Annotated in this window: 19 protein-coding genes; 8 read left to right on the forward strand and 11 right to left on the reverse strand. The window is 70.2% G+C overall.

What is annotated here, in order from left to right:
- Positions 1–45 precede the first annotated feature (45 nt).
- The 3 genes from V1460_RS34935 to V1460_RS34945 all read left to right on the forward strand — a co-directional run bounded on the left by V1460_RS34935 (position 46) and on the right by V1460_RS34945 (position 3,483).
- Positions 46–696 carry a MobC family plasmid mobilization relaxosome protein gene (locus V1460_RS34935; RefSeq protein WP_338677588.1) on the forward strand — a complete coding sequence of 217 codons (651 nt, stop codon included), beginning with the start codon at positions 46–48 and terminating at the stop codon, positions 694–696.
- Positions 693–2,414, forward strand: a complete 1,722-nt coding sequence (locus V1460_RS34940) for a relaxase/mobilization nuclease domain-containing protein (protein WP_338677589.1) — start codon at positions 693–695, stop codon at positions 2,412–2,414. The genes V1460_RS34935 and V1460_RS34940 overlap by 4 nt, the downstream gene beginning before the upstream one ends.
- A 67-nt stretch (positions 2,415–2,481) precedes the next feature.
- Complete coding sequence (locus V1460_RS34945) at positions 2,482–3,483, forward strand: plasmid replication/partition related protein (RefSeq protein ID WP_338677590.1); 1,002 nt, start codon at positions 2,482–2,484, stop codon at positions 3,481–3,483.
- A 197-nt stretch (positions 3,484–3,680) separates the two neighbouring features.
- Here the strand turns inward: V1460_RS34945 and V1460_RS34950 are convergent, their stop codons facing one another.
- The 3 genes from V1460_RS34950 to V1460_RS34960 all read right to left on the reverse strand — a co-directional run bounded on the left by V1460_RS34950 (position 3,681) and on the right by V1460_RS34960 (position 5,797).
- Positions 3,681–4,391: a hypothetical protein gene (locus V1460_RS34950; protein WP_338677591.1), complete on the reverse strand. Its 711-nt coding sequence runs from the start codon at positions 4,389–4,391 to the stop codon at positions 3,681–3,683.
- Between the two features lie 92 nt (positions 4,392–4,483).
- Positions 4,484–4,783 (reverse strand): hypothetical protein, encoded by a 300-nt coding sequence (locus V1460_RS34955; protein WP_338677592.1) that lies wholly within the window; start codon positions 4,781–4,783, stop codon positions 4,484–4,486.
- Positions 4,784–5,047: 264 nt separating this feature from the next.
- Positions 5,048–5,797, reverse strand: coding sequence for a DUF317 domain-containing protein (locus tag V1460_RS34960; RefSeq protein ID WP_407077576.1), 750 nt, complete (start codon positions 5,795–5,797; stop codon positions 5,048–5,050).
- Between the two features lie 535 nt (positions 5,798–6,332).
- On the opposite strand from V1460_RS34960, the gene haaT reads away from it, so the two are divergent.
- The 4 genes from haaT to haaN all read left to right on the forward strand — a co-directional run bounded on the left by haaT (position 6,333) and on the right by haaN (position 11,178).
- The gene (gene haaT / locus V1460_RS34965) at positions 6,333–9,101 is read left to right on the forward strand and encodes a cyclophane-containing RiPP biosynthesis TPR protein HaaT (protein WP_338677593.1); all 2,769 of its coding nucleotides are present in this window, start codon (positions 6,333–6,335) and stop codon (positions 9,099–9,101) included.
- A 127-nt stretch (positions 9,102–9,228) separates the two neighbouring features.
- Positions 9,229–9,432, forward strand: a complete 204-nt coding sequence (gene haaA / locus V1460_RS34970) for a HaaA family cyclophane-containing RiPP peptide (RefSeq protein WP_338677594.1) — start codon at positions 9,229–9,231, stop codon at positions 9,430–9,432.
- Positions 9,433–9,445: 13 nt separating this feature from the next.
- A complete protein-coding gene (locus V1460_RS34975; protein ID WP_338677595.1) occupies positions 9,446–10,606 on the forward strand; it encodes an FxsB family cyclophane-forming radical SAM/SPASM peptide maturase in 1,161 nt (386 codons plus the stop codon).
- 92 nt (positions 10,607–10,698) lie between these two features.
- Positions 10,699–11,178: a cyclophane-containing RiPP N-acetyltransferase HaaN gene (gene haaN / locus V1460_RS34980; RefSeq protein WP_338677596.1), complete on the forward strand. Its 480-nt coding sequence runs from the start codon at positions 10,699–10,701 to the stop codon at positions 11,176–11,178.
- Positions 11,179–11,645: 467 nt separating this feature from the next.
- Here the strand turns inward: haaN and fxlM are convergent, their stop codons facing one another.
- The 6 genes from fxlM to V1460_RS35010 all read right to left on the reverse strand — a co-directional run bounded on the left by fxlM (position 11,646) and on the right by V1460_RS35010 (position 18,234).
- The gene (gene fxlM, locus V1460_RS34985; RefSeq protein ID WP_338677597.1) at positions 11,646–12,869 is read right to left on the reverse strand and encodes a methyltransferase, FxLD system; all 1,224 of its coding nucleotides are present in this window, start codon (positions 12,867–12,869) and stop codon (positions 11,646–11,648) included.
- Between the two features lie 87 nt (positions 12,870–12,956).
- Positions 12,957–14,132 carry a lanthionine synthetase C family protein gene (locus V1460_RS34990; RefSeq protein ID WP_338677598.1) on the reverse strand — a complete coding sequence of 392 codons (1,176 nt, stop codon included), beginning with the start codon at positions 14,130–14,132 and terminating at the stop codon, positions 12,957–12,959.
- Positions 14,132–17,182, reverse strand: coding sequence for a lantibiotic dehydratase (locus V1460_RS34995; protein ID WP_338677599.1), 3,051 nt, complete (start codon positions 17,180–17,182; stop codon positions 14,132–14,134). Before V1460_RS34995 ends, V1460_RS34990 begins: the two co-directional genes overlap by 1 nt.
- A 79-nt stretch (positions 17,183–17,261) precedes the next feature.
- Complete coding sequence (locus tag V1460_RS35000; RefSeq protein WP_338677600.1) at positions 17,262–17,465, reverse strand: FxLD family lanthipeptide; 204 nt, start codon at positions 17,463–17,465, stop codon at positions 17,262–17,264.
- 185 nt (positions 17,466–17,650) lie between these two features.
- Positions 17,651–17,818, reverse strand: coding sequence for a hypothetical protein (locus tag V1460_RS35005; RefSeq protein WP_338677601.1), 168 nt, complete (start codon positions 17,816–17,818; stop codon positions 17,651–17,653).
- A gap of 8 nt (positions 17,819–17,826) precedes the next feature.
- Positions 17,827–18,234: a hypothetical protein gene (locus tag V1460_RS35010; protein ID WP_338677602.1), complete on the reverse strand. Its 408-nt coding sequence runs from the start codon at positions 18,232–18,234 to the stop codon at positions 17,827–17,829.
- A 269-nt stretch (positions 18,235–18,503) separates the two neighbouring features.
- On the opposite strand from V1460_RS35010, the gene V1460_RS35015 reads away from it, so the two are divergent.
- A complete protein-coding gene (locus tag V1460_RS35015; RefSeq protein ID WP_338677603.1) occupies positions 18,504–19,007 on the forward strand; it encodes an ATP-binding protein in 504 nt (167 codons plus the stop codon).
- On the opposite strand, the gene V1460_RS35020 is transcribed toward V1460_RS35015, so the two are convergent.
- Entirely contained in the window at positions 18,888–19,592 is a 705-nt protein-coding gene (locus V1460_RS35020) for a 2'-5' RNA ligase family protein (RefSeq protein WP_338677604.1), read from the reverse strand. The two genes, V1460_RS35015 and V1460_RS35020, sit on opposite strands and share 120 nt — an antisense overlap.
- A 55-nt stretch (positions 19,593–19,647) precedes the next feature.
- Complete coding sequence (locus V1460_RS35025; protein WP_338677606.1) at positions 19,648–20,988, reverse strand: hypothetical protein; 1,341 nt, start codon at positions 20,986–20,988, stop codon at positions 19,648–19,650.
- Between the last annotated feature and the right edge of the window lie 62 nt (positions 20,989–21,050).

The following is a 21,050-nucleotide window of genomic DNA, read 5'->3' on the forward strand; positions in this document are numbered from 1 at the left end:
CCGCAGCACCAACGCTCTCCACCACGCCCCGGCACGGAAGGCCCCATGAACTCTCCGCACCACCCAGACCCCACCACCCACGAGGACTCCCTGCCGATCACCCCTGCCCCAGGCGGAGCAAGCAATGGCGATGGACCGTCCATGGGCCGGTCCATCGCGAACACCTCCGCCCCGGGGGTGGCGGAGGAGCAGCTCCGGCACGAGGGCGTGCCAGAGCAGGAGTGGGTGAGCGCCGGCGAACAGCCGACCGGTCTCGTCACGGGGGCCAAGCAGCGTACGCCGCACCGCCGCGCGAACCTCGACGCGCAGCGTTCCGAGCACGTCACCGCCCGCTTTGCGCCGCATGAGAAGCACGACATCCAGTCGGCGGCGAAAGCCGAGCACGTGACTATGGCGCGATACATCGCCGACGCCACCATGGCCCGCGTCCGCGGTGAGATCACCGTCGCCGCCCCTCGCACTGTCTACGACGAGGCGGTCGACGAGCTCGCCACCCAGCGGGCGCAGATCGCCCGGATCGGCAACAACGTCAACCAGATCGCCCGACGCCTCAACTCGGGCGGCGATCCACACCCTGTGGACGCCGCCATCCTTCAGCGGGCCGAGCGCCTGCTCGCCACCGCCCACGACACGGTCCGGGCGATCGACGAAGCGGCCTTCCGGGCAGCCGGGCAGAAGGCAGGCAGCCTGAGTTGATCGCGAACATCGTCAAGCCGGGCAGCAACACCTACGGCGTCCTGGCGTACCTCTTCGACAAGGGCCGCGCCAACGAACACACCGACCAGCACATCGTCGCTTCCTGGGATGACTTCGTTCCTGACCCCGGCCCGTATGACAGCCCCGGGCACAAGCAGCGGCTCGGCCAGCTCACCAAGGCCCTGGATCTGCGGGTCGAGCAGGCCGGCGACAGGGCACCCGAGGGGCACGTGTGGCACTGCTCGGTGCGCGCCGCGCCCGAGGACCGCCTCCTGACCGATGCCGAGTGGGCGACGATCGCCAAGCGCATGGTCCATGCGACCGGCATCGCACCGGAGGGCGATCCGGACGGTTGCCGGTGGGTTGCCGTGCGCCACGCGGACGACCACATCCACATCGTCGCCACCAAAGTCCGCGGCGATCTGCGCCCGCCGCGGAACTGGAACGACTACCACCGCGCCATGGCCGAACTCGCCAGGATCGAGAAGGACTACGGCCTCACCCAGGTTCCGCGCGGCCCCGAAGCCGCCACCGGCACTCCGGCGGCGAAGCGCCCCACCCGCGCCGAGCAGGAGAAGGCCAAACGGCTGGGCCACCACAAGACGGCTCGCGAGCAGCTTCGGCACACCGTGCGCACCGCGCTCTCCCACGCGAAGGACCTGGACGAGTTCTTCAACCTGCTCGCCGACGCCGGCCTTCAAGTCGAAACACGCACGCTGCCCTCCGGCGACCTCTGCGGCTACAAGGTCGCCCTGCCTGACGACGGCACACCCATCTGGTACTCCGGCTCCAGCCTCGCCACCGACCTGTCCCTCCCGCAGATCCAGCAGCGTCTGGCCGCCACCGAAGCGCACACCGCCACGGCAGCCTCACCAGCCGGCCACTACCGCCGCAGCGCTTGGCACCAGGCCACCGCAGCCGCAGAACGTATCCCCCACCATCTTGATCACGCCGACGACAGCGCTGCACAAGCCCACCTGACCATCTTCAGCGAAGTCCTCTACGCCTTGCCCGCCCACGCCCCCGTCCACCTCAAGGCCGAACTCCACCGCGCCGCCGTCGCCTTCGAGCACGCCGCCCACACCCGTGCCCACGCCGACCACCAGCACGCCCGCGCCCTGCGCGGCGCTCTGAAAGCCATGCGCTACCAGCCCGCCGACCACACCGGCCTGGCCATGCTCCTGGACGCCGCCATCCTCGTCGTCCTCGCAGCCCAGCGCCGCAGCGCGCTGCACCACCACGACCGGCAGGTGGCCGCCGCCCGGCAAACGCTCATCCATCTCCAAGCCGCCTACGACCAGATCGCCCCCACCAGCCTCGCCGTACTCGCCGGGCGCCGCCCCTCCGACAGCACCGTCCACCGGTACGCCCGCACCCTGCACGAGGTCCTGCCCTCCCACTCCGGACAGATCCTCACCGAGGCTGCCTGGCCCGCACTCACAGCCACCCTCGCCGCCGCCGAAGCCGCTGGCCACAACCCCGCAACCGTCCTCCAACAGGCAGCTCAGCAACGCTCCTTGAGCGACGCCAAATCGGCATCCGAAGTTCTCGTCTGGCGCATCCAACGTTTCGGCGACCGGCACGCCCCCGGCCCAGGTGCACGAGCCGCACAAGCCCGTAGCCCCCACATCCCCCACGTCCTGTCCACAGCGCGGGCCACCGCCGCGACACCCCCCACATCCGCGCCACCGCCATCGGGCACTCACCGGCCGCGGTGAGCACCAGCCCCCTCACGCAGCGGCCACGCACGCCTCGCAAACGCTACCGAGAACCACCGAAGTCACGATGACAACCGATCAACGACAACAGCCCTGTCCCCGGCCTTACGACGCCGCAGGACATCTGCGGCGCGCCACCGGCACCCCACCCGACAAGGAGCGCATCATCCAGACCCACCCCACCGCCGACATGTTCCCGATGCTCAGCGCCGACGAGCTGCACGACCTGGCCGAGTCCATCAAGACCGAAGGCCAGCACGAGGCCATCGTCCTGAGCGCCAACGGCGTCCTCCTCGACGGACGTAACCGTCTGGCCGCCTGCGAGATCGCCGACGTCGAGCCGCACTTCACCACCTACACCGGCAGCGACCCCAAGGGGCTGATACTCGCCCACAACCTGCGCCGCCGGCACATCAGCAAGGGCCAGCAGGCAATGATCGTCGCGATGGCCCGTTCCTTTTCGGAACACTCCCTGCGCCACCAAGCCAAGGTCCACAGCATCAGCCTGACCCGCCTCTCCAACGCGGCCACGGTCCTCAAGCACAACCCCCACCTCGCCGAACAGGTCCGCAGCGGCAAGCTCAGCCTCGATGCCGCCTACAGCACGGTCCGCGAACACCAGGCCCGCTCCGCCGAGATCCAGGCCCAGCACGGCCGCCTGCGCAAGCATGCCCCCGACCTCGCCGAACAGGTCACCGAGGGCCTCCGCAACCTCGACGACGCCATAACCGCACTCGACCAACGGCAACACGAAGAACAGCTCCGGCAGTCCGTGCAGCACACGGACGCTCTCCGCCTCTCCGACGGCGACCCCGCCCCGCCCCTGGCCCAGCTCGTCGAGCGGGGAGACATCACCTGGGAGCAGGCCCACGAGCGCGCCGAAGAGTTCCTCGTCCACCGGCGGAATGCCGTCCAGCAAGCACAGCAGGCTCTCCGGGTGGTCGCCGAGAACTGGGCCACGGTCCAAGACCTCGCTGCCCGACCCGACACCCCCTACAGTCGGGACATCCTTGACGGCCTCACGCTCGAAGTCAGATCCCTCGTCCAGAACCTGACCGCCCTGGCCTGACACGGCAGCGCCCCTGGGGCCGGCCTTGTTGGCTCCGGCCCCAGGGGCGAGGGCGGTGAAGCCCGCCCATGTCACGGGGCTCACCATCGTGGGGAAACGACAGGCACCTCCGCGACCAGGGCAGGGCTCTGGCACTCTAGGAACCGGCCTTGGCCCTGGGACCTGCGGCACCATCCGTGCCTGCCGATCCCGCCTCATCACCCCGTGAGCCTGACCGCTGTGACCTTGGCGACCGCCTTGCGCACGTGGGCATCAACAAGGCCGGGGCTACCAGAGACCACGACGACCACCGTCCCGGTGCGGACGGCCGTCTGCTTGACGACGCTGCTGCGCCCGCCAGCGGCGAAGGTCAGCAACTGGCTCCACTGCTCGTCGCCCAGCCGACGGGCGACGAGCACCTTCTGAGTCGTGACCGTGACGGGGGTACCGCCGGCGAGGACCTGGTAGGTGGGGTAGGAGGTCATCGCCTCGAAGATCCGGCCCACCTCTCGGGAGAGCTTGTCCTCAGTGTCGCTGTACAACTCCTCGGCTACCTCGGAATCGGGCCCGCCTGCATAGGTGAAGGACGCCTTCGCGCTGCGCGGGAAATCGAGGCTGCTACCGACCGCTGCATCGCCAGCGAGATCCCCCAGAGTGGGACAGCCGATCACGGTCACGTCGTCATGCGCCGCAGTGCGCTGTGGCGTGCGAGTGTAGCCCTCGCCAAGGTCGCTCTCGTCCAGGAGCCGCTTGGCCAGTGCGGTCGAGGACAGGGGAGTGGGCACCGGGGCACTCTCGCCGTCCGGGTGCACCGGGACGGTCGTGGACGACCTCGGGCCGGAGGAGGTGGCGCTGCCATGGGAACAGCCCGCCAGGGCCAGGACGGCGAGGGCGCTGAAGCTAAGGACGGTCGTGATGTGAACGCGCATAGAGACCCCTTTGTGGCCTGCGAAACGGACGGCCTGACCAGGCCGGCCCTCCGGGCGCCGGCAGTACGAAGGGGAGCGGGGGTTTCGGTAGGTCATTGGCCGAGGTGGCGCAGGCCCTCTTCAAGAGTGGGGTGGAACCGGTCGACCGGACCGGAGTGGCGGTTGAACCAGGCCGCATCCAGGCCGGGCTCCTTCGTCTCGTGGCCCGCCCGACAACGCAGCCACACCGAGTCGTCGCGCATGCAGAAGACGATCCAGTCCCGGTACGCACCGCACCCGGGACACGTACGGACCACGCCGTCGACGACGAGCGGCTGCAGCCAGCGCATCATCACCCCGGCCACCTCATGGCGCGACGGCACCCGCAACTCCGGCGGCAGGAAATGAGGCACCACCGTTTCCTCCGCGGCAGGGGCCTGTGTGATCGGCTCGGGGCAGTCGGGCCACGGCCGTGCGGACTGCAGCCGCAGGAGCAACTCGTGGCCCGCACGCTGGGCTTCACGGAACGCGCGGTCCTCGCGAGTGCGTGAACAAGACTCTCTCCTTCTCTGTCATAGAGCAGGCGCGGGGGACCCTCCTCATACGTCTGACCGGCTGCAACTCGGGGAGATTCGGTGACGGGCCGCACAACAGCAGCTCCTCTGCGGCAGGGGTTGTCAGCTGCGGCGGACGATAGTGAGCCGCCCCTCCGCGATCTCGGGCACAGTGTGGCGAGGCACCGGCACCGGGGAGGCGAGCGAGGAGGCGAACGCGGCGACCAGGTCATGGGGGACGCTGGCGCTGAAGCTGGCGCACCACAGATACGGCGCACCGGGCACGGGCTCCGCCCACGCCTGCCAACCCACCAAATCCGGCCGCGGGTCGGCGTCCTCGATGAGCGGCGGCAGCATCTCCAGAGAGACGCAGGAGGAGAACCTTGGGTCCGTGGCAGTGGTGTGAGGACGGTCCACGTCGCGGATCCAGCCCCGGAGTATGAGCGCGTCGAGGACCGTCTCGGGCTCCTTGAAGGCGACGTCGGGCGCCTCACGGGCGTCGAGCGCCATGAGGAGATCGGCGAGCGCCTCGTAGGAGACGCCGGTGGTGAAGTACGCGTTCCACTCCGGCATCGCGGAGGCGGCATGCGCGCGGGCGCTCAGCTGCCAGGCGACGGGCAGACCGCCCAGCTCGAACGGGTAGGCCGCGAAGATCCACTCGGCGCCACGCAGCCCGTCCGGGCTTACGTACAGAAGGGTGTGACGGGAAGTGGGCCACATGCGCCAGCCGAGGTCGGACAGGATGTCGCCGATCCGTTCGGCGAGCACACCGTCGTCGCCGGCCAAATGACGCGGGGTGACCCAGTACACCGGGTCCGGCAAGTCCGGTCGGGAGCGGTCACTGGAGTGGTGCGGGAGCAGGGGCGCCTCCAAGAGCTCGTGGGGTAGAACACTGGCCTTCCAGGATCATCGGCATCACTTCGCTGACCAGGTCTTCCGCCGACAAGGTGTTGGAGGGTGACATGGCTGTGCGGCTGTTCGCCAGTCGTTTCGGGGTCTTTCCTGTCTGCCTGCGGCGAACTACTGGAAAGATGGACAGGATTGCCCAAAGAGGCGGGCCGCGCCCAACGCAGCTCCGGCGTGTGATCGCCAGCGGCATACGTCGCCGTGGCCCACGACGGGCGGCCGCCGATGGCACGCAGCGCGGTCCATATCCCGCACTTGATCGATTAGCCTGGGAAGTCCTGGCCCTGCCGTTGTCGTAGCCGACAGCGCGCCTTGCGGAAGCGGGTGCACCCCATGGCTCAGACGCGCCCTTGACCAAGGTCTACGAGGATTGTTCCGTTAGGGAAGTTGGGGCGTTCTACTCGGGGGTTGCCTTCGTGACCAGGTCGGTTGGCAGTGCGTGGTGTCTCATCAGCGGCACCAGGCAGGAATCGGCCGTTCCCTCGGCTGCCGGGGCCTCCGTATGAGACTCCGGCGTGGGATCGCGATCGCCGTCGTCGCCGGAGGCGGCGCTGTGACCACCATGCTGGTCGGGCTCGTCACGAACGCCGTGTCCGACGAGTCGCGGTGGCCCGGTTGGCTGGGGTGGTTACAGGAGCACGCCTGGTTCTCGTTCGTCGTGTTGGGCGTGACGATGGCGGGGCTGACGGCCCTGCTCGCCGGGCTCTCCGAGACGCGGCCTCCCACCCCTCCGGGCCGACCGGAGGATGGAGCGGGGCCACCGGGGGCTGCCCGGGTGCTTCGTTCGTTGCCGCGCGACACCGCCGCGTTCACCGACCGTGCCGCGGAGCTGGATCGGCTGGTGGGCTCGGTGCGGGCTTCACAGGAGCGTGGCGAGGGGCTGCCCGTTCACGTGATCGACGGCATGCCAGGCGTCGGGAAGACCACCTTCGCCGTGCACGCCGGCCACCTGCTCTCCGAGCGGTTCCCCGACGGACAGCTCTTCGTGAACCTCAACGGGCACACGCCGGGGCGCACTCCGGTGCAAGCCGGCGAGGCGCTCGCCTCGCTTCTCGCGGCCGCCGGTGTGCCGACGCAGCAGATTCCCGTCGGTGACGACGTCGGAGCGGTCACCGAGGCTCGGGCCGCCATGTGGCGGAGCAGGCTCGCGGACAAGAAGGCGCTGCTGATTCTTGACAACGCGGCCAGCTACCGGCAGCTGGAGCCGCTGCTCCCCGGTGGGAGCGGGTGTCTGGTGTTAGTGACCAGCCGTAAGCGGCTGGTGGCGAACGAGGAGGTGGTCATGTCGGTGGACGCGCTCCCGCCGGATCACGCGGTCGACCTCTTCCTGCGGCTCAGTGGGCGGCCGGCCGACGCTCTCGGCCGGGATGTGGTGGACGAGTTGGTGCGGCTGTGCGGGTGTCTGCCGTTGGGGGTGTCGTTGCTCGCGGCACGGTTGCGGCATCATCCGTCCTGGGGCGCCGAGGACCTGCGCGGGCGGCTGGTGGCGGCGCGGGACCGGCTGGGAGAACTGCGCGCCGGGGAACGCGCCGTCACCGCGACGTTCGATCTGTCCTATCGGGATCTCGCGCCGGAGCGGCAGCGCTTCTTCCGACAGCTCGGCTTCTTTCCGGGCACCGATCTCGACCCGCACGTCGGTGCGGCGCTTGATGAGGTCTCGGTCGTGGTGGCCCGTCGACATCTTGAGGCGCTCTACGACGACCATCTGATCGACGAACAACCGGGGAGTCGCTACCGGCTGCATGATCTCTTGCGCGACTACGCTCGCGGTCTCGCTGCCGAGGGAGACAGCATGGACCACGTACAGGCCGTCCAGCGTGTGTGCACCTACTACCTGGCCGCTCTCGTCGTTGCGAATGGGCACATCGTGCGCAGCGGCGCCGCGGTGCCACCGGCTCCGGACAGCGCCTCGCGGGTGGAGACCCCAGCCTTGGAGTCGCGGGCGGATGCCCTGAGCTGGCTGGAGACCGAGCGGGCCAACATCCTGGCCTGCGTCCGGCGGGCGAACGGCCTCGCCCTGTATGACCTCGTGGTCCGGCTCGCCGCGGCTATGGCGCCCTTCCTGCGCCAGGCCGGCCCCTGGGACCAGGCCGTCGGGCTCCACCGGACCGCTGCCGAGGCCGCCCGCCACACCGGCGACCAGCGGGCACGGGGCGATGCTCTCGCCGAGCTGGGTGTCGTACGCCGCTTCATGGCCGCCTACCCACAGGCGATCGAGGCCCTGAACGACGCTGTGACTGCGTACGAAGCAGTCGACGACCGGCGCGGCAAGGCGGACGCACTCAACCAGCTTGGCATCGTCTGGTACCTGACCGCGGACAACGAGGACGCGGCCCGCGCCCAGACCGAGGCCCTCGCCCTCTACCGTGAGCTGGGCAACCGGCTCGGACAGGCGAACGCGCTTGCCGATCTCGGCATGACACACCGGCAGATGAGTCGGTTCGACGCCGCGGTGGAGGCGCAGAGCGAGGCCCTGGCGATCTACCGGGAACTCGGTGACCGGTACGGGGAGGCGAACTCCCTGCGGGACCTGGGTGTCGCGCACTGCCTCATGGGCACGTACGACCTGGCCACGCGGCATCACCAGGAAGCGTTCGACATCTACCTGGAGCTGGACGACCGTGTGCACCAGGCTTACGCGCTGAACGAGTTGGGCGTCGTCCGACGGCTGACCGGGGACACCGAGGGAGCGCGGACGGCACACAGCCAGGCCCTGACGCACTTCACCGAGCTCGGTGAACGGTTCGGCCGCGCGACCAGCGTCCGCCACCTTGGCGTCGTGGAGCGTGTGACCGGGGATACGCCAGAGGCGATCCGGCTTCTGGTGGAGGCCCTGGACGCTTACCGCGAACTCGGCAGCCGCGGAGGTGAGGCCGCCTCGCTGAGCGAGCTGGGCGTTGCGCGCGGCATCGTCGGTGGGCGCGACGGCGCGATCGAGGCGTTCCAACGCGGCTTGGAGATCCTGCGGGACTTGGGCGACCGGTGCGGCGAGGCAGAGGTACTGAACCACTGGGGGATGCTGTTGTTCACCTCCGATGAACCGCCGGCCGCCCGTCGGCACTTCGATCAGGCGCTCACGCTCGCGCGGGACATCCGCTGCCCGCTTGAGGAGGCGCGGGCACTGGAAGGCATCGGCCGCTGCGACTGGACGATTGACGGGCCTGGTCACGGTGTGACTTCGCTGCGAGCCGCCGCGACCGTGTACCGGCGATTGGGCGTGAGCGCGGCCGCGGACGACATCGAACGGTTGCTGGTGCCGCGGTCCGGTTGACGCCGACCATGTGGCCGAATTTCCTGTGCCAGGTGGGTGGTTGAGGATGCTACGTTTCCGGCTGATCTGTCGCTTCAGCCCCATCGCACCGTGCCACCTCCGGCACGTACCTCACGAGGAGCGTTGAATGCCGTCACACGCGTCCGTCACCGAGCCACGCACCATCACGCCCGTCGGCCCGGCGTCCGCGGAGCCGACGGCGGCCGGCACCGCCGTCCTGGACCGCGTGGCCGCCCGTGTCCGGCAGCGGCTGGAGGCCGAGGAGGGCGCGACGAGCCGGGTCGGCGACGGTGCCCACGCGGCCTCGCTCATCTGGCCCTGGCCGCTGTAAGCACACCCGCTCGATGACAGAACCCGAAGGCCCCGTTCCTTTCCGGACGTTCATCCTCAAGGTCGCCAACCGCTGCAATATCGACTGCGACTACTGCTTCGTCTTCAACTCCAGGGACCAAGCGGCGCGGCGCCTGCCCGCCCGAATGGACCTCGCTGTGGCCCAGGCTGCGGCCCGGCGGATCGGTGAACACGCCACCGCGCACGGCCTTCGGACCATCCACGTCGTTCTGCACGGCGGGGAGCCGCTTCTCGTCGGCGTCGGGCACATGGCCGGTCTGCTGGAAGCCGTCCGGGACGCCGCGCCGTCCGGGACCCGGGTCCTCTTCGAGCTCCAGACCAACGGGACCCTTCTGTCCGGTGCCTGGCTGGACCTCTTCGAGCGGTACGAGGTCGCGGTCGGCGTCAGCCTCGACGGGCCGCCACCTGCGAATGACCGGCACCGGCTGACCCACGCCGGGCGGTCGAGCGCCGTCTCCGCCGTGCGCGGCATCGAACTCCTGCGGTCGCGGCCACACCTGTTCGCGGGGCTGCTCGCCGTCGTGGACCTGGCCAACGACCCCGTGGAGGTCCACGACTACCTGGCGGCGTTCGAACCGCCGGTGATCGACTTCGGCCTGCCGCACGCGACCCACGACGACCCGCCGCACCGCTCCGATCCGAGCGTGCCCGAGTACGGGCTGTGGATGAGCAGGGTGTACGACGCCTGGCTCGACCGGCCCGAGTACCGGCACAGCGTCCGGATGCTGGAGGACATCGTGGCCCTCAGCTCTGGCGTGCGCGGCTCGGTGGAGACGCTCGGCCTGGCCCCGCCGACAAGCGTCGTGATCGAGTCCGACGGCTCCATCGAGGCCGTGGACACCCTGCGGTCGGTCGAGGAGGGTGCCACCTGGCTCGGGCTCGACGTCCTCCGCCACTCCTTCGACGAAGCTCTGTCCCATCCAAAGCTGCTGCACCGGCAACACGGCAAGGAAGCGCTCGCCGAGCAGTGCCGCGCCTGCCCACTCGCGGACGTGTGCGGCGGTGGCTACCTCCCACACCGCTTCAGCGAAGCCCAGGGCTACCGGAACCCGTCTGTCTACTGCGCGGACCTGGAGCACCTCATCCGACACGTCCAGGGCTCCCTGCGGCAGCACGGCTGGAACCCCTACGCGCAGGCCGCCTCGTCGCCGTAGACGCGTGTGCCGTACCGCCCGAAGGGGATCACGCGTTGGAACGGACGAGTGCAGCAGCGACCGAAGCAATCGAGGAAGGACAGGAGGCGCCGATGACCGTGACGATCCGTCCCGCGGAGAAGCGGGACGTCCCGGCCGTGGCCGAGCTGATCGAGGAGATCGAGCGGTTCTACGGGGCGACCGACACAGATATCCAGCCGATCGAGGAGCGCCGCCTCCAGGTGGAAGAAGCCCTCTTCGGCGTGCCACCGCTGGCTTCCGCCCTGCTCGTCGAGGACGAGACCGGGGACATTGTGGGCCTCGCCGCCTATTCCTTCCTCTGGCCGGCCGCCGGTTCCTCGCACTCCCTGTTCCTGAAGGAGCTCTACGTCCGCGACACCCTGCGTCGGCAGGGCATCGGTGCTCGCCTCATGGACGAACTCCGCGCCTTGGCCGCCGCACGCCCCGGCTGCAGCCGGGTGGAATGGATGGCCGACCGCGACAACCCAGGCGCACGGGCCTTCTACGAGTCGCGCGGGTTCAGCGAGTCCGACGGGAAGATCGTCTACCGGGTCGACTCCAGCACGGCGTGAGGGTGGTACGAGGCCAGTGGAAGTGGAGCGCTGCGACGAGTGCGGCGGCAAGATCGTCATCGGGCTCGGATGCGAGTGTCCGCCGGGCTCATCGGCGTCGGCGCCCACGCGTTCCGCAGGCACGTTCGTGAACAGGGAGTGGCGTACTCACCCGGACGACACGATCCTGATCTCCCCGACGCAGTGCGGGCACAGGCCCGGCTGGTGCGACCACATGACCGAGGACGACGTACGACCCCCGCGGTGGGGGTGGATCCCGAATCCTCCACCTGGGCTCTGGGAGCGGTTGAGCGGTGCTTCTCCCGTGACTGCCACCGCGGGCAACCCGAGGCGACGGGCCGTGCGGCGGTGCACCGACTGTGAGGCGAACCTCGCGCAGGGCTGACCGCTGTGCTCCCACGCCGCCCTGTTCTCGTTTCGGTGGGCGCGGCCGCACCTGGCAACGGCCACGCCCGCCTGCGTCAAGATCAGTAGCTGATGACGAGCCGCACGGACGGCCGGTCGATCACGGATCCGTCGGCGAGGTCGCTGTCCGGTGTGTCCGCGGGGTAGGCCATGACCACGGGTTCGGCGGTCCGGGCCGGGCCCCAGGCGCGGATCTGCGCGCAGATCCGCCCGGCGAGATCGGCGCCGGCGAGACCGTAGCCGACGGCTCCCAGCCGGAACCGGGGTTCTGTCTCGGGGTCTTCGGCGGTCCGCTCCAGAGTGAGGTATGCGATGGAGTCCCCCTCGACGAGGGCGGGGCTCAGGGCGGGTGAGGCGGGGCGGTGGAGGCCGGCCTCCACCGCTGCGGGCTTCGCGGTGATGCGGCAGGTCGCTCGCTCGGTGGCGCTCAGCCGCAGCCAGACGCCGTCGAACGACTCGACGGGCCCGACCGTCACATCGCTCCAGACGACCGACTTCGCTCGGGTGAGGGCGTCGCGCAGAAGTTCCGGGGCGATGGACTGGTCCTCGTCCCAGTAGAGCCGGACGAGCCGGTCGTCGTCGATGTAATCGTTCCGCTCTCCGTCCTGGCCGATCACCGGGAGGAAGCCGCACATCTTGACGGAGTAGGACCGCATCCGCCCCTCCTCGCGTTGGAAGGCCACGGCCCTGGAGAGCCCGCGCCATCGCAGCGGGACCACGAGGCGTCCGCCGACGGCGAGCTGGTCCCACCAGGCGCCGGGGAGGTCCCACATGCCGGCCGTGGCGATCATTCGGCCGTACGGGCTGAACTCCGGGGCGCCGAGGGCGCCGTCCCTCGTGACGACGCGAACGTCTTCGTATCCGTTGGCGTCCAGCGTCCGGCGGGCGTAGGCGGTCACGTCGGGGTCGATGTCGCACGTGGTGACCTGTCCGGACTTCCCGGTGAGGTGCTTGAGAAGGGCGGCATTGTAGCCGGTACCGGCCCCGATCTCAAAGACGTTGTCGCCTTCGCGGACGGCGAGTTGGACCAGCATGAAGTGCACGACGTCGGGCTGGGAGGCGCAGCTCAGCGGGAGTGCGTCCTCGTCGGGGTTCTCCTTGATCGTCACGCTCTTGTTGGCGTACGCCTCCTCGATGGGCGCGTCGGGGAGGAAGGCGTGGCGGGGTACGGTCCGCATGGTTCCTTCGACGCGTGCGTCGCGGAGGCCGGAGAGGTCCTCTTTCAGGATGGCGTCGACCAAGCGGTTGCGCAGGTCCTCGGGGGAGGCGCCAGTGGTGGTGTTCATCGCGTCCTTTCGGAAGGTGCCCGGCTGTGCGTACGGCAGGGGCAGATCGTTCTCATTTGTTCTGGTGTGCGGATGCGGTTCGCGGCGTCACCCTGTCAGGAGCAGGCAGCGGTCCCAGGGGGCGGTGATCGCCGTGTTGACGGGGTCGGTGAGAAGGACCAGGTGGATACCTGCCGTGCCGTCCATCAGGCCGGCGCCGTCCGGCAGTCCGTGGTGGTCCAGGTGCTTGTTGAGCCGGGCGTTCAGGCGGGGTAGATGCGACGCGAGTTCGTCATCGAGGGCGTCTCCGGCGGCACGGGAGACGGTCTGCATGAGCCCCGCCCAACCGTGGCAGAGGGATGCGTCGGTGAGGTGAGCGAGCTGCTGATCGTCGGCAAGACATCCGGCCAGGGCCTGTTCGGCTTGGCGTTGCCGGTCACGGTCGCCGAGGGCGATGCCGGCGAGTTGCTGGGCGCGGGCGACGCCGGGGGTGCCGTAGCACCAGGACGGGCGTCTCGGTCCTGGACGCTGGAGCTCGCCGCGTCGGTGTTCGGCTCGGGTGATCAGGTCCGGCCACCAGGCACACGAGCCGGTGCCGCTGCGCCACTGGTCGAGCCAGTCACACATCCGGGTCATGGCCTTCGTCTGTCCGGGCACCGTGTGGCCGTGGCGCAGTGCCGTGGCCAGCAGCGCCAGAGGTCCGGCGATGCCGTGGGCGAGGCCGAAGTTGCCGTGTCCGCCGGGCCATCGCGGTGACGGCCGTAGATCGGGGCTGTCGCTGGTCCACCAGCCGGGCAGATGTTGCGCTTCGATGATGACCGGTTCCGTCAGCCGCACCAGGTAGGCGAGGACGTCCTGAAGTTCCGTCTTGTGGCCGCGGTGCAGGTGGTGCACGCCCAGCCCGGTCAGTCCGCTGATGAGGTCGTACTCGCCCAGGGTGGGCAACGCGCCGCGATCGATGCGGGCGTGTGCCCGCTTGAGTCGTTGGCATGTGACGTCGGCGAGGTATGTGTCCAGGGTCGCCAGGGCGCGTGTGGCTGTGTTCGTGCGCGTGAAGCTGAGCACGTACGCGACGGCCGGGGCGCCCTCGTACAGACCGCATGCCTCGGGAGCGGCCTGGATCGGGCCCTTGACCATGGCGGCGGCCCACGGCCGGAGCGCGTCCCTGTCGTCTTCGCCGGTGTGGGCCCTGACGGCGTGCAGCAGCGCGACTCCCGCCGCGCCGGAGTACAGCGACTGCCCCCAACCGGGCCCGGTGGGTGTGGGCGGCGGGTCGTAATTCATCAGCGGCTCTCCCCCGGCCAGGCGGCCCATGCGACGGCGGACTGACGGGCAAGGCGGCGGCAGATCCTCTCGTCCTCCCGGTCCAGGCCACGCAGGCGGTTGTGGTGCATGTGCAGCAAGGATTCCAGGACGGAGTCGAGGTCCATGCTCTCGGCGAGGCCCTCGCGATACAGCGCCAGGGCCACGGCGCGACGGTGCCATGCTTGGGCGAGCTCTTCGCCCAAGCCCCGGGCATGAGGCGTAGTGCGGCGAACGAGTTCGATGGCCTGGTCGCTGACGCCTCGCTCGACGCGAGCCGGAGGCGCGGGCCGGTTCGCCAGCCACCGCATGCCCTCGTCGGGGCCGAGCAAGCCGCAGGCGGTGTCCACCATGCCGACGGCGGCCAGCGCGCGTCCGTCGACGCCGTCGACTCCGGGGCCCTGCAGGGCGGCGAGGGCGTAGGCCGAGTCGGCCGTGAACACCGCCTCGGCTCGGCGCAGGGCGGCGCCTGGGCCGTAACGGCCCATCTCGGGGGTGTACGTGTCGAACACGAGCTTGCTGCTGAGCCCCTCGTGGCGCAGCCCGGTGGCCCATCCGGCGACGAGCTCAGTGCAGGCGGCGTGCTGTCCGGGGCTGCGGGTGCGGATGCGCAAGCGGAGGTGGTCGAGGTCGTGCGGGGTGCGGTAGCGGACGAACCACCACTCGGGTGTACCTGGGAGTTGGGGCACGAGCCGCGCGAGGTGGGTGCCGATCAGCTCATCGAACTGTTCGGGGTGGCTGTAGATCTTGGCGTTCAGCCAGGGTGCATGCACCGCCCCTGGTACGGGTCCGAGAGTGCTGTTGGTGAGCACGGGGAGGAAGCCGGAGAGCGGGTCGGGTATCGGCCGGCGGGTGCTGGTCATCGGCAGGGCGATCTCGTGGACGTGGCCGCCGATCCAGCCGTAGGTCTCCTCGGCCGGCGCCTCCGTCAGCGCGGCATGGCCTTCCCGGTCCAGGTGGGCGCGCAGGACGGTGGCGTGGGCGGGCACGTCGAGTTGGAGCCGACGTGCCTGGTCGTCCTCCCGCAGCTCCACGGCACCGTGGTAGTGCCACCGCTTCCGCCACCGGCCGAGGGCCTCAGTCCACTCCCGCGTGTCCGCGCCGCGGCTTGGAAGGTCGTCGGCGGTCAGGTTCCAACGACTGGGAGAGAGGATCACGCGCCCGTAGCGGACGCGCGGCAGAAACGGCAGCCGTGCGCCGTGCGGCCCCCAGTCGAAGCCGGTCCAGGCAGGGCCGAAGGAGCGGGTCAGGTGCGCCAGGAACCTGGCCAGGGGCGGGGGTTGCTTGTCCAGGGCCATGGCGTGGAAGACCTGCGGGTCCACCAAGCGACGGCGGGAGATACTGACCAGGTACAGTCGGCTGTGCGTGGCCATGACCGCGAGGTCGTCGACGTCGATGAGCGTCGGCGCGGTGTCGTCGGGCCCGCGGTGCTCGCCCAACGGGATCACGTGCGGAAGATAAGCGGGGATGCGGGCGACGTTCTCTGCGTGCGGGTACAGCGGCGGGAAGGACAGCTGCGCGGTCAGCGCGTTCTCGACGCCCGTGGGAACTTGGCCGTAGATCTCTTCGAGTCCCGTGCCGGTGGCGACCGGAGTGAACCGGGAGGTGAGCGTGCCCGCGGCGCGGGCCGGTGTCACCGTGAGCGTGAAGTCCCCGCGCTCCAAGGCGGACAAGCTGTCGGCGTGCAGGCGCGCGCACATCTCCACGTGGGGTGGTGCCTCCTGCCCGGCCGGCGCATCGCCGGCCAGGCGGTCGATCAGGTCGTCGGTGAGGACGATCTCCCTGCTGCCGTCGGCCAGCGCCTGCCAGGCCAGGGCCAGCAGCCGCTCGTCACGTTCGGAAACTGTCAGGGGCGGAGCAGTCATGCGGCTGCCGGGATACTCGGCTGGATAGCCGAGCCCGGACGCCGGGTCGACGACCTCCTTCACCGGCACGAGCGTGCCGGTGCCATACCGCTCCCAGAACGCGACCTGGTACTCCTTCCATACACCCTGGCCCGTCGGTAGGCGCGTGAGCCGCAGTAGAGCATCGGCAGCCCTCTCCATCTCCTGCGCGACCCTCTCGGGGATCCGTACCTCGGCGTCCAACCTCAAGTCGACGGCCAGCGGACTTCGACCCGCATCGGAGAGCCCACGCAGTCGACCCGTCAGTTCCTCCCGAGCCAGCCCTTGCGCGCTCGCCGGGCGCCGGTTGTGCTCGTGTACGGAGCGTTGCACCGCTTCCAGCTCGTGCAGAACCTGCGCGACCTGCGGCACCGTGCCTGCGTCCGCACCGTGCAGCCGGTCAATCAGGTGGGACAGCGGATCGGTGTTGGTCATCGGCGCGCGCAAACTGGTGATCAGGAATTTCTCGCGCACCAGCGCGCCGAGCAGTGTGCGGATGTTCTGCGGCTCGGTTCGGCGGAAGGAGGCGGCCAGCTGCTCGGCAAGGGCGGCGAAGCGGACCGGCCGACGTGCCAGGTCCTCGATCACGCGTACCGCACTGGTGCGCCGGACGGTGGCCCCCATCGGTCCGCCGTGCGGGACATGCAGCCGCCCGCCGCGGCGCGCGGCCAGGTTGTTGAGGACGACATCCAGGCGCTCCAGCAGGATCGGACACGCCTCCAGGCGGACCATGACGTCGTCCAGCCACTCGGTATCCACCCGCGCCACGGCCTGGTGTGCATCTCCCCACCTCACGTGTGGCGTCGAACCCACGCTGGCCGCGGTGACTCCCGCGAAGAGGCCGAACGGGGTCGGTCGCCCGGTGGCACGCAACAAGTAGCGGACGGTGGCCATGGCGGCGCGCCGGACCTGCTTGGAGCGTGTCGGCTGCACGGCGCAGATCGCGTCGACCCGCGTGGCGAGATCGCCGCTCGCCTGCCGGACAGCGTCGGCGAACCGCGCATCGGCCCACACCTGCCTCAGCCACCTGCCACACGCTTCCGTGTCGGCCGGGTCAGGCCACCATGTCGGCAGACCCGTCAGCGGCAGCGCGGCGGCCCGGAGCAGCGCCGCGCCCGTGTGCTGGTAGAGCTTCCCGTCGCATCCCATCCCAATGCCTCCGCCGTCAGTGCTGTGAACGAGCGGGGTCGGGAGCAGCAGCGCCCCCGACCCCGTGCACGAGCCGTCGTCAGACGGCGCTCGCGCAGGACGAGGCGCAGGAGGGCGCACACCCGTCACCGGTACCGCACGCCTTGGGGAGCAGGTCGGCGCCGACCTCCGTGACGATGGTCAGGTCGACGTCGAACGGGTCGGCGGGCGCTCCGGGGACGGCCGTCGCAGCAGACGCCCCGATGGTGGCGGTTGTGATCGGGCTGAGCATGGTTGCGGTCATCGCACTTCCTCTTCTGTCGGAAGGATCCGAACGGTTCGTCGTGCTGGCCGGCCTGCGTATGGATTGCCGCAGAGCCGGATTTCTGCGTTCGCACCTTGGGTGCGGCCCCTCTCCGGTGGACCGGATTCCGTGGGGGACATGGATTCGGAGCATCCGGAGAGGGGGGTCGAGGACACGGGCCGGGGCTACCAGGACTGGCCCGCGTGGAGCGTGGTCAAGGTTGTGCCGGTCACCAGGACGGGCAGGAACAGAACCTGGAAGATGCCGAAGCCGAACCGACCGACGTACGTCGCCGGATGCCGCAGCACCCATCCGACCTGGTCGAGCAGCCGCAGGAGCGACCGTTGCCGCATCCGGGCCATCACGCCGCCGACCTCCGTGCGACCGTGGAGCCAGCGGCATCGACGACCGCCCACGGCGTCGTGATCAGCGCTCCGGTCCGAGCCTGCCAGGCGGCGAGGTTCGCCCTGTCCTCCTCCAGATGCCCCAGCATCACGAGCAGCGGGGTGACGATGCCGGATGCCCTTCCCTGCGCAATTGCGGCCAGAGCGTTGTGCCAGCCCTCGCACAGGGCGCGGCTCTCGAACGGTGCCGCCCGGTCGACGTACGTCTCGACCGCCTCCCAGCCGGCATCGGCCACGTACCGCCGTGCGCTGGCCACGCTGTGGTCGGCGGCCTCACCGAGTGACGCGGGCAGACAGGCGTACAACACCAGGCGCGTGCCCGGGGGCACCTCGTGTGGTGCAGTCTGCCTCGCACTGCCGCTCATTCCGCGTTACCTCCAGCCAGGTGAGCCGAGACGCCAGGGGTCCGGCGCCTCGACGAAGAGCCTCGTCGGGGGCAGTCGGCGGCGGTACGCCGTCAGCACGCCGTTTGTCCGCCGTCCGGCGGCGCGCGAGGAGGCGGAGGCGCGGCGTACCGCCGCGGCTCACACGTGGCGAGGCTGATCGGTCCAGTGCCAAGCGGAAACGAGAAGCGGCGATGGACGCGGTGGACGAAGAGCGCCTCTGCAGGCGGACGCCAGTACGGCGTCATTGGGTGAAGCTGGCCGATTGCACCGAGCCTTCGGGCCTCGCGCGCAGACATGTACGAGAGTTCCTCGAGGGGCGTGCCGCGCCGGAGCGGGTCGACGACGCCGTTCTGATCGCCTCGGAGCTCGTGGCCAACGCGCTCAGGCACACAGCCGGCGGACCGGACTGCATGTGTGTGGAGGTCTACCGGGACGTGGCGGTACTGCGGGTCCATGACGCGGGACGGGATGCCTCCAGGGTCCGGGCACGCTCTGCGGAGGAGTCGGTGGATGAGTTGACGGGCAGTGGTCTCGGACTGCTGCTCGTCGGCGAGTTGGCCTCCGCGTGGTCCGTCCGGCCGACCGCGATCGGCAAGGAAGTGGTCGTAATTCTCGCCCTGGACGCCAGCGGGCTACCCGAGCGTGACGTTCCTCCGCACATCCCAGCGGTACGTCCGCCCCTCACGGCGGAGCTCCACCAACTGGACAGCGGACAAGGAGAGTTCGACGGCCGGGAGAGCGCGAAGCCCTGAGACCGTCTCCACAACGGGCGCGGCGGGGCGCCGACGGTTGTTGTACGCGAGGCTCAGGTGCGGCCGGAAGGCGGACGTCGGCTTCTTCGGGGCCAGACCGACGCTGCTCCCCGCCTTGGCCAGCGCATGGTGCAGCAGAAGCAGGGGTTCCCAGGGGCCGAGGGACAGGCGGACGGCGCCTCGGGAGCCGGCCAGCGGCATGGCGTGTACGGAGAACGCGGAGGGCAGCAGCGCCTCGGCGTCCCGTGCCAGGCTGTCCAGCTGGCCGGGGGTGACGGCGCCGGGCGTTCCGACTCGGGCGAGGGTGATGTGCAGTCCGTCCGTCGGCACCGGGTCGAGGCCGAGGGGTGCCAGCTCCTCCTGGCAGTGCCCGGCGAGAGTCGCGAGCCGCTGATCATCCGGGAAGGTCAGCATCCAGTAGTACGCCCGGCTGCCGTCCGACCAGCCGGGTCGTGCCCAGTGGTCGGTCATCTCGTCGAGTGCGCTGAACGCCGCCCAGTCGTGGGCCGCGGTGACCGCCGGGTCGTGCGTGTCGGCGGGGGGCTCGGCGGGGAACGCGGCGGGATCGGCGCTGAGCAGGGGCACCCGACGTACTCCTTCGGCTTCACACTGCCCCGGAGTACGACGACACCGACGGCGCCTACGACGCGGATGACGCCATGGCCAGGGCCGCTGGCTGCGAGCTCCAGGTCCGGAACTCGTCGCCATAATCGCGTACCGCCGGGTGATCACGCCACGGCCCGGCCTGCTCATGCAGGTCACGGGAGCGTTGGTAGACGGAGCTGATCGGTGTGTCTCCGCACAGCCGCAGGGCCTCACGGCCCAGCGCCATGGCGTGGTCGATGTCGGGCGTGCGCTGCTGCAGCAGCGCGGTGGCGACGTCGAGGCGTACGAGCGAACGGCTCCAGGAGGAGGTCGAGTGCTCCACCAGGTCGTCGATGTGCTCGGCGTCGCGCAGTACCTGGGCCGTGTTGCGCAGCGCCACGTGTGACGTGACGGCGTTGGCCAGCGTCCTGGCCCGTCCGTACGGCTCGAAGGAGATGCAGGAGGTCAGCCCGACGGGTACCTCATGGAGGTCGGAGAGGCGGAGTGCCTGCCCGATGGCCTGCTCGACGGCACCCCGGTCGCCGGTCTTGCCGAGGGCCCGGGCCCGACCGTTGGCGAGCAGGCGGATGCACTGGGCGTGGCGCGGGGCTCGCTCGACGGCCGCGGCCGCGCAGGCGTCCGCCTCGTCGTACTGGCCGGCGTAGTAGAGGCTGAAGGAGAGCGTGCCGCACGCCCAGAGGTCGGTGTCCAGGTCGCCGATCTCACGGCTGAGATCCCGGGCCTCGGTGCAGTACGCCTCCGAGAGCGCGAAGTCGCCCGTGTTCACCGCCATGTAGCCGAGCAGGCCGGAGGCGCGGGCGGCGACGCGGAAGAGCTCCCGGCGCGTGCGTGGGGGTTGGCGGCCGTCGAGGAGGGTGTGGGCGAGCTGCCGCACCTGTCGGGCCTGGGGTCGGAGGACGTACGGCCCGTCCTGTTCGTACCGGCTGGCGATGCCCTCCAGGGAGGAGTCGAGGAAGGCGAGCGTCGCGTCGTCGGCGTTGCTGGCCGTGAGCTGCCGGGTGCGGGTGACGATGTCCAGTGGGTTCTCGCCGCCCTCGCGTGGCGGAGGCGCACTCGTCGCCTGCTGGCCGGTGCTCGACTCCTCGTCGCGGTCGTGCGCGGAGTCGCCGTCGTACGCTGTGGAGAACAGCTCGGACACGGGTCTGCCCAGCATGTGCTCCAGAACCCGGCAGGCGTCAGGACGGGGCAGAGTCAGCAACTCCCCGCCGTACCAGCGGTCGAACTGACGTGGAGAGACCTGGAGGGACGCCAGGCGGGGGTCTCGGTCGAACTCTGCCAGCCGGGCGGCGGCCCGCTCGTACTGGGCGGCGAAAGCCTCGTGCGTCGTCAGGTGCCGTTGCTGGAGCAGCTGCCGAAGCAGCGTTGTCCGTGGCATGGCCCACCCTCCTGGTACGGCGTGCGGGAGCGACGCGAAGGCGCGTGCCGGTAGCGAGGTCG

Source organism: Streptomyces sp. SCSIO 30461 (assembly GCF_037023745.1).
Classification (GTDB): domain Bacteria; phylum Actinomycetota; class Actinomycetes; order Streptomycetales; family Streptomycetaceae; genus Streptomyces.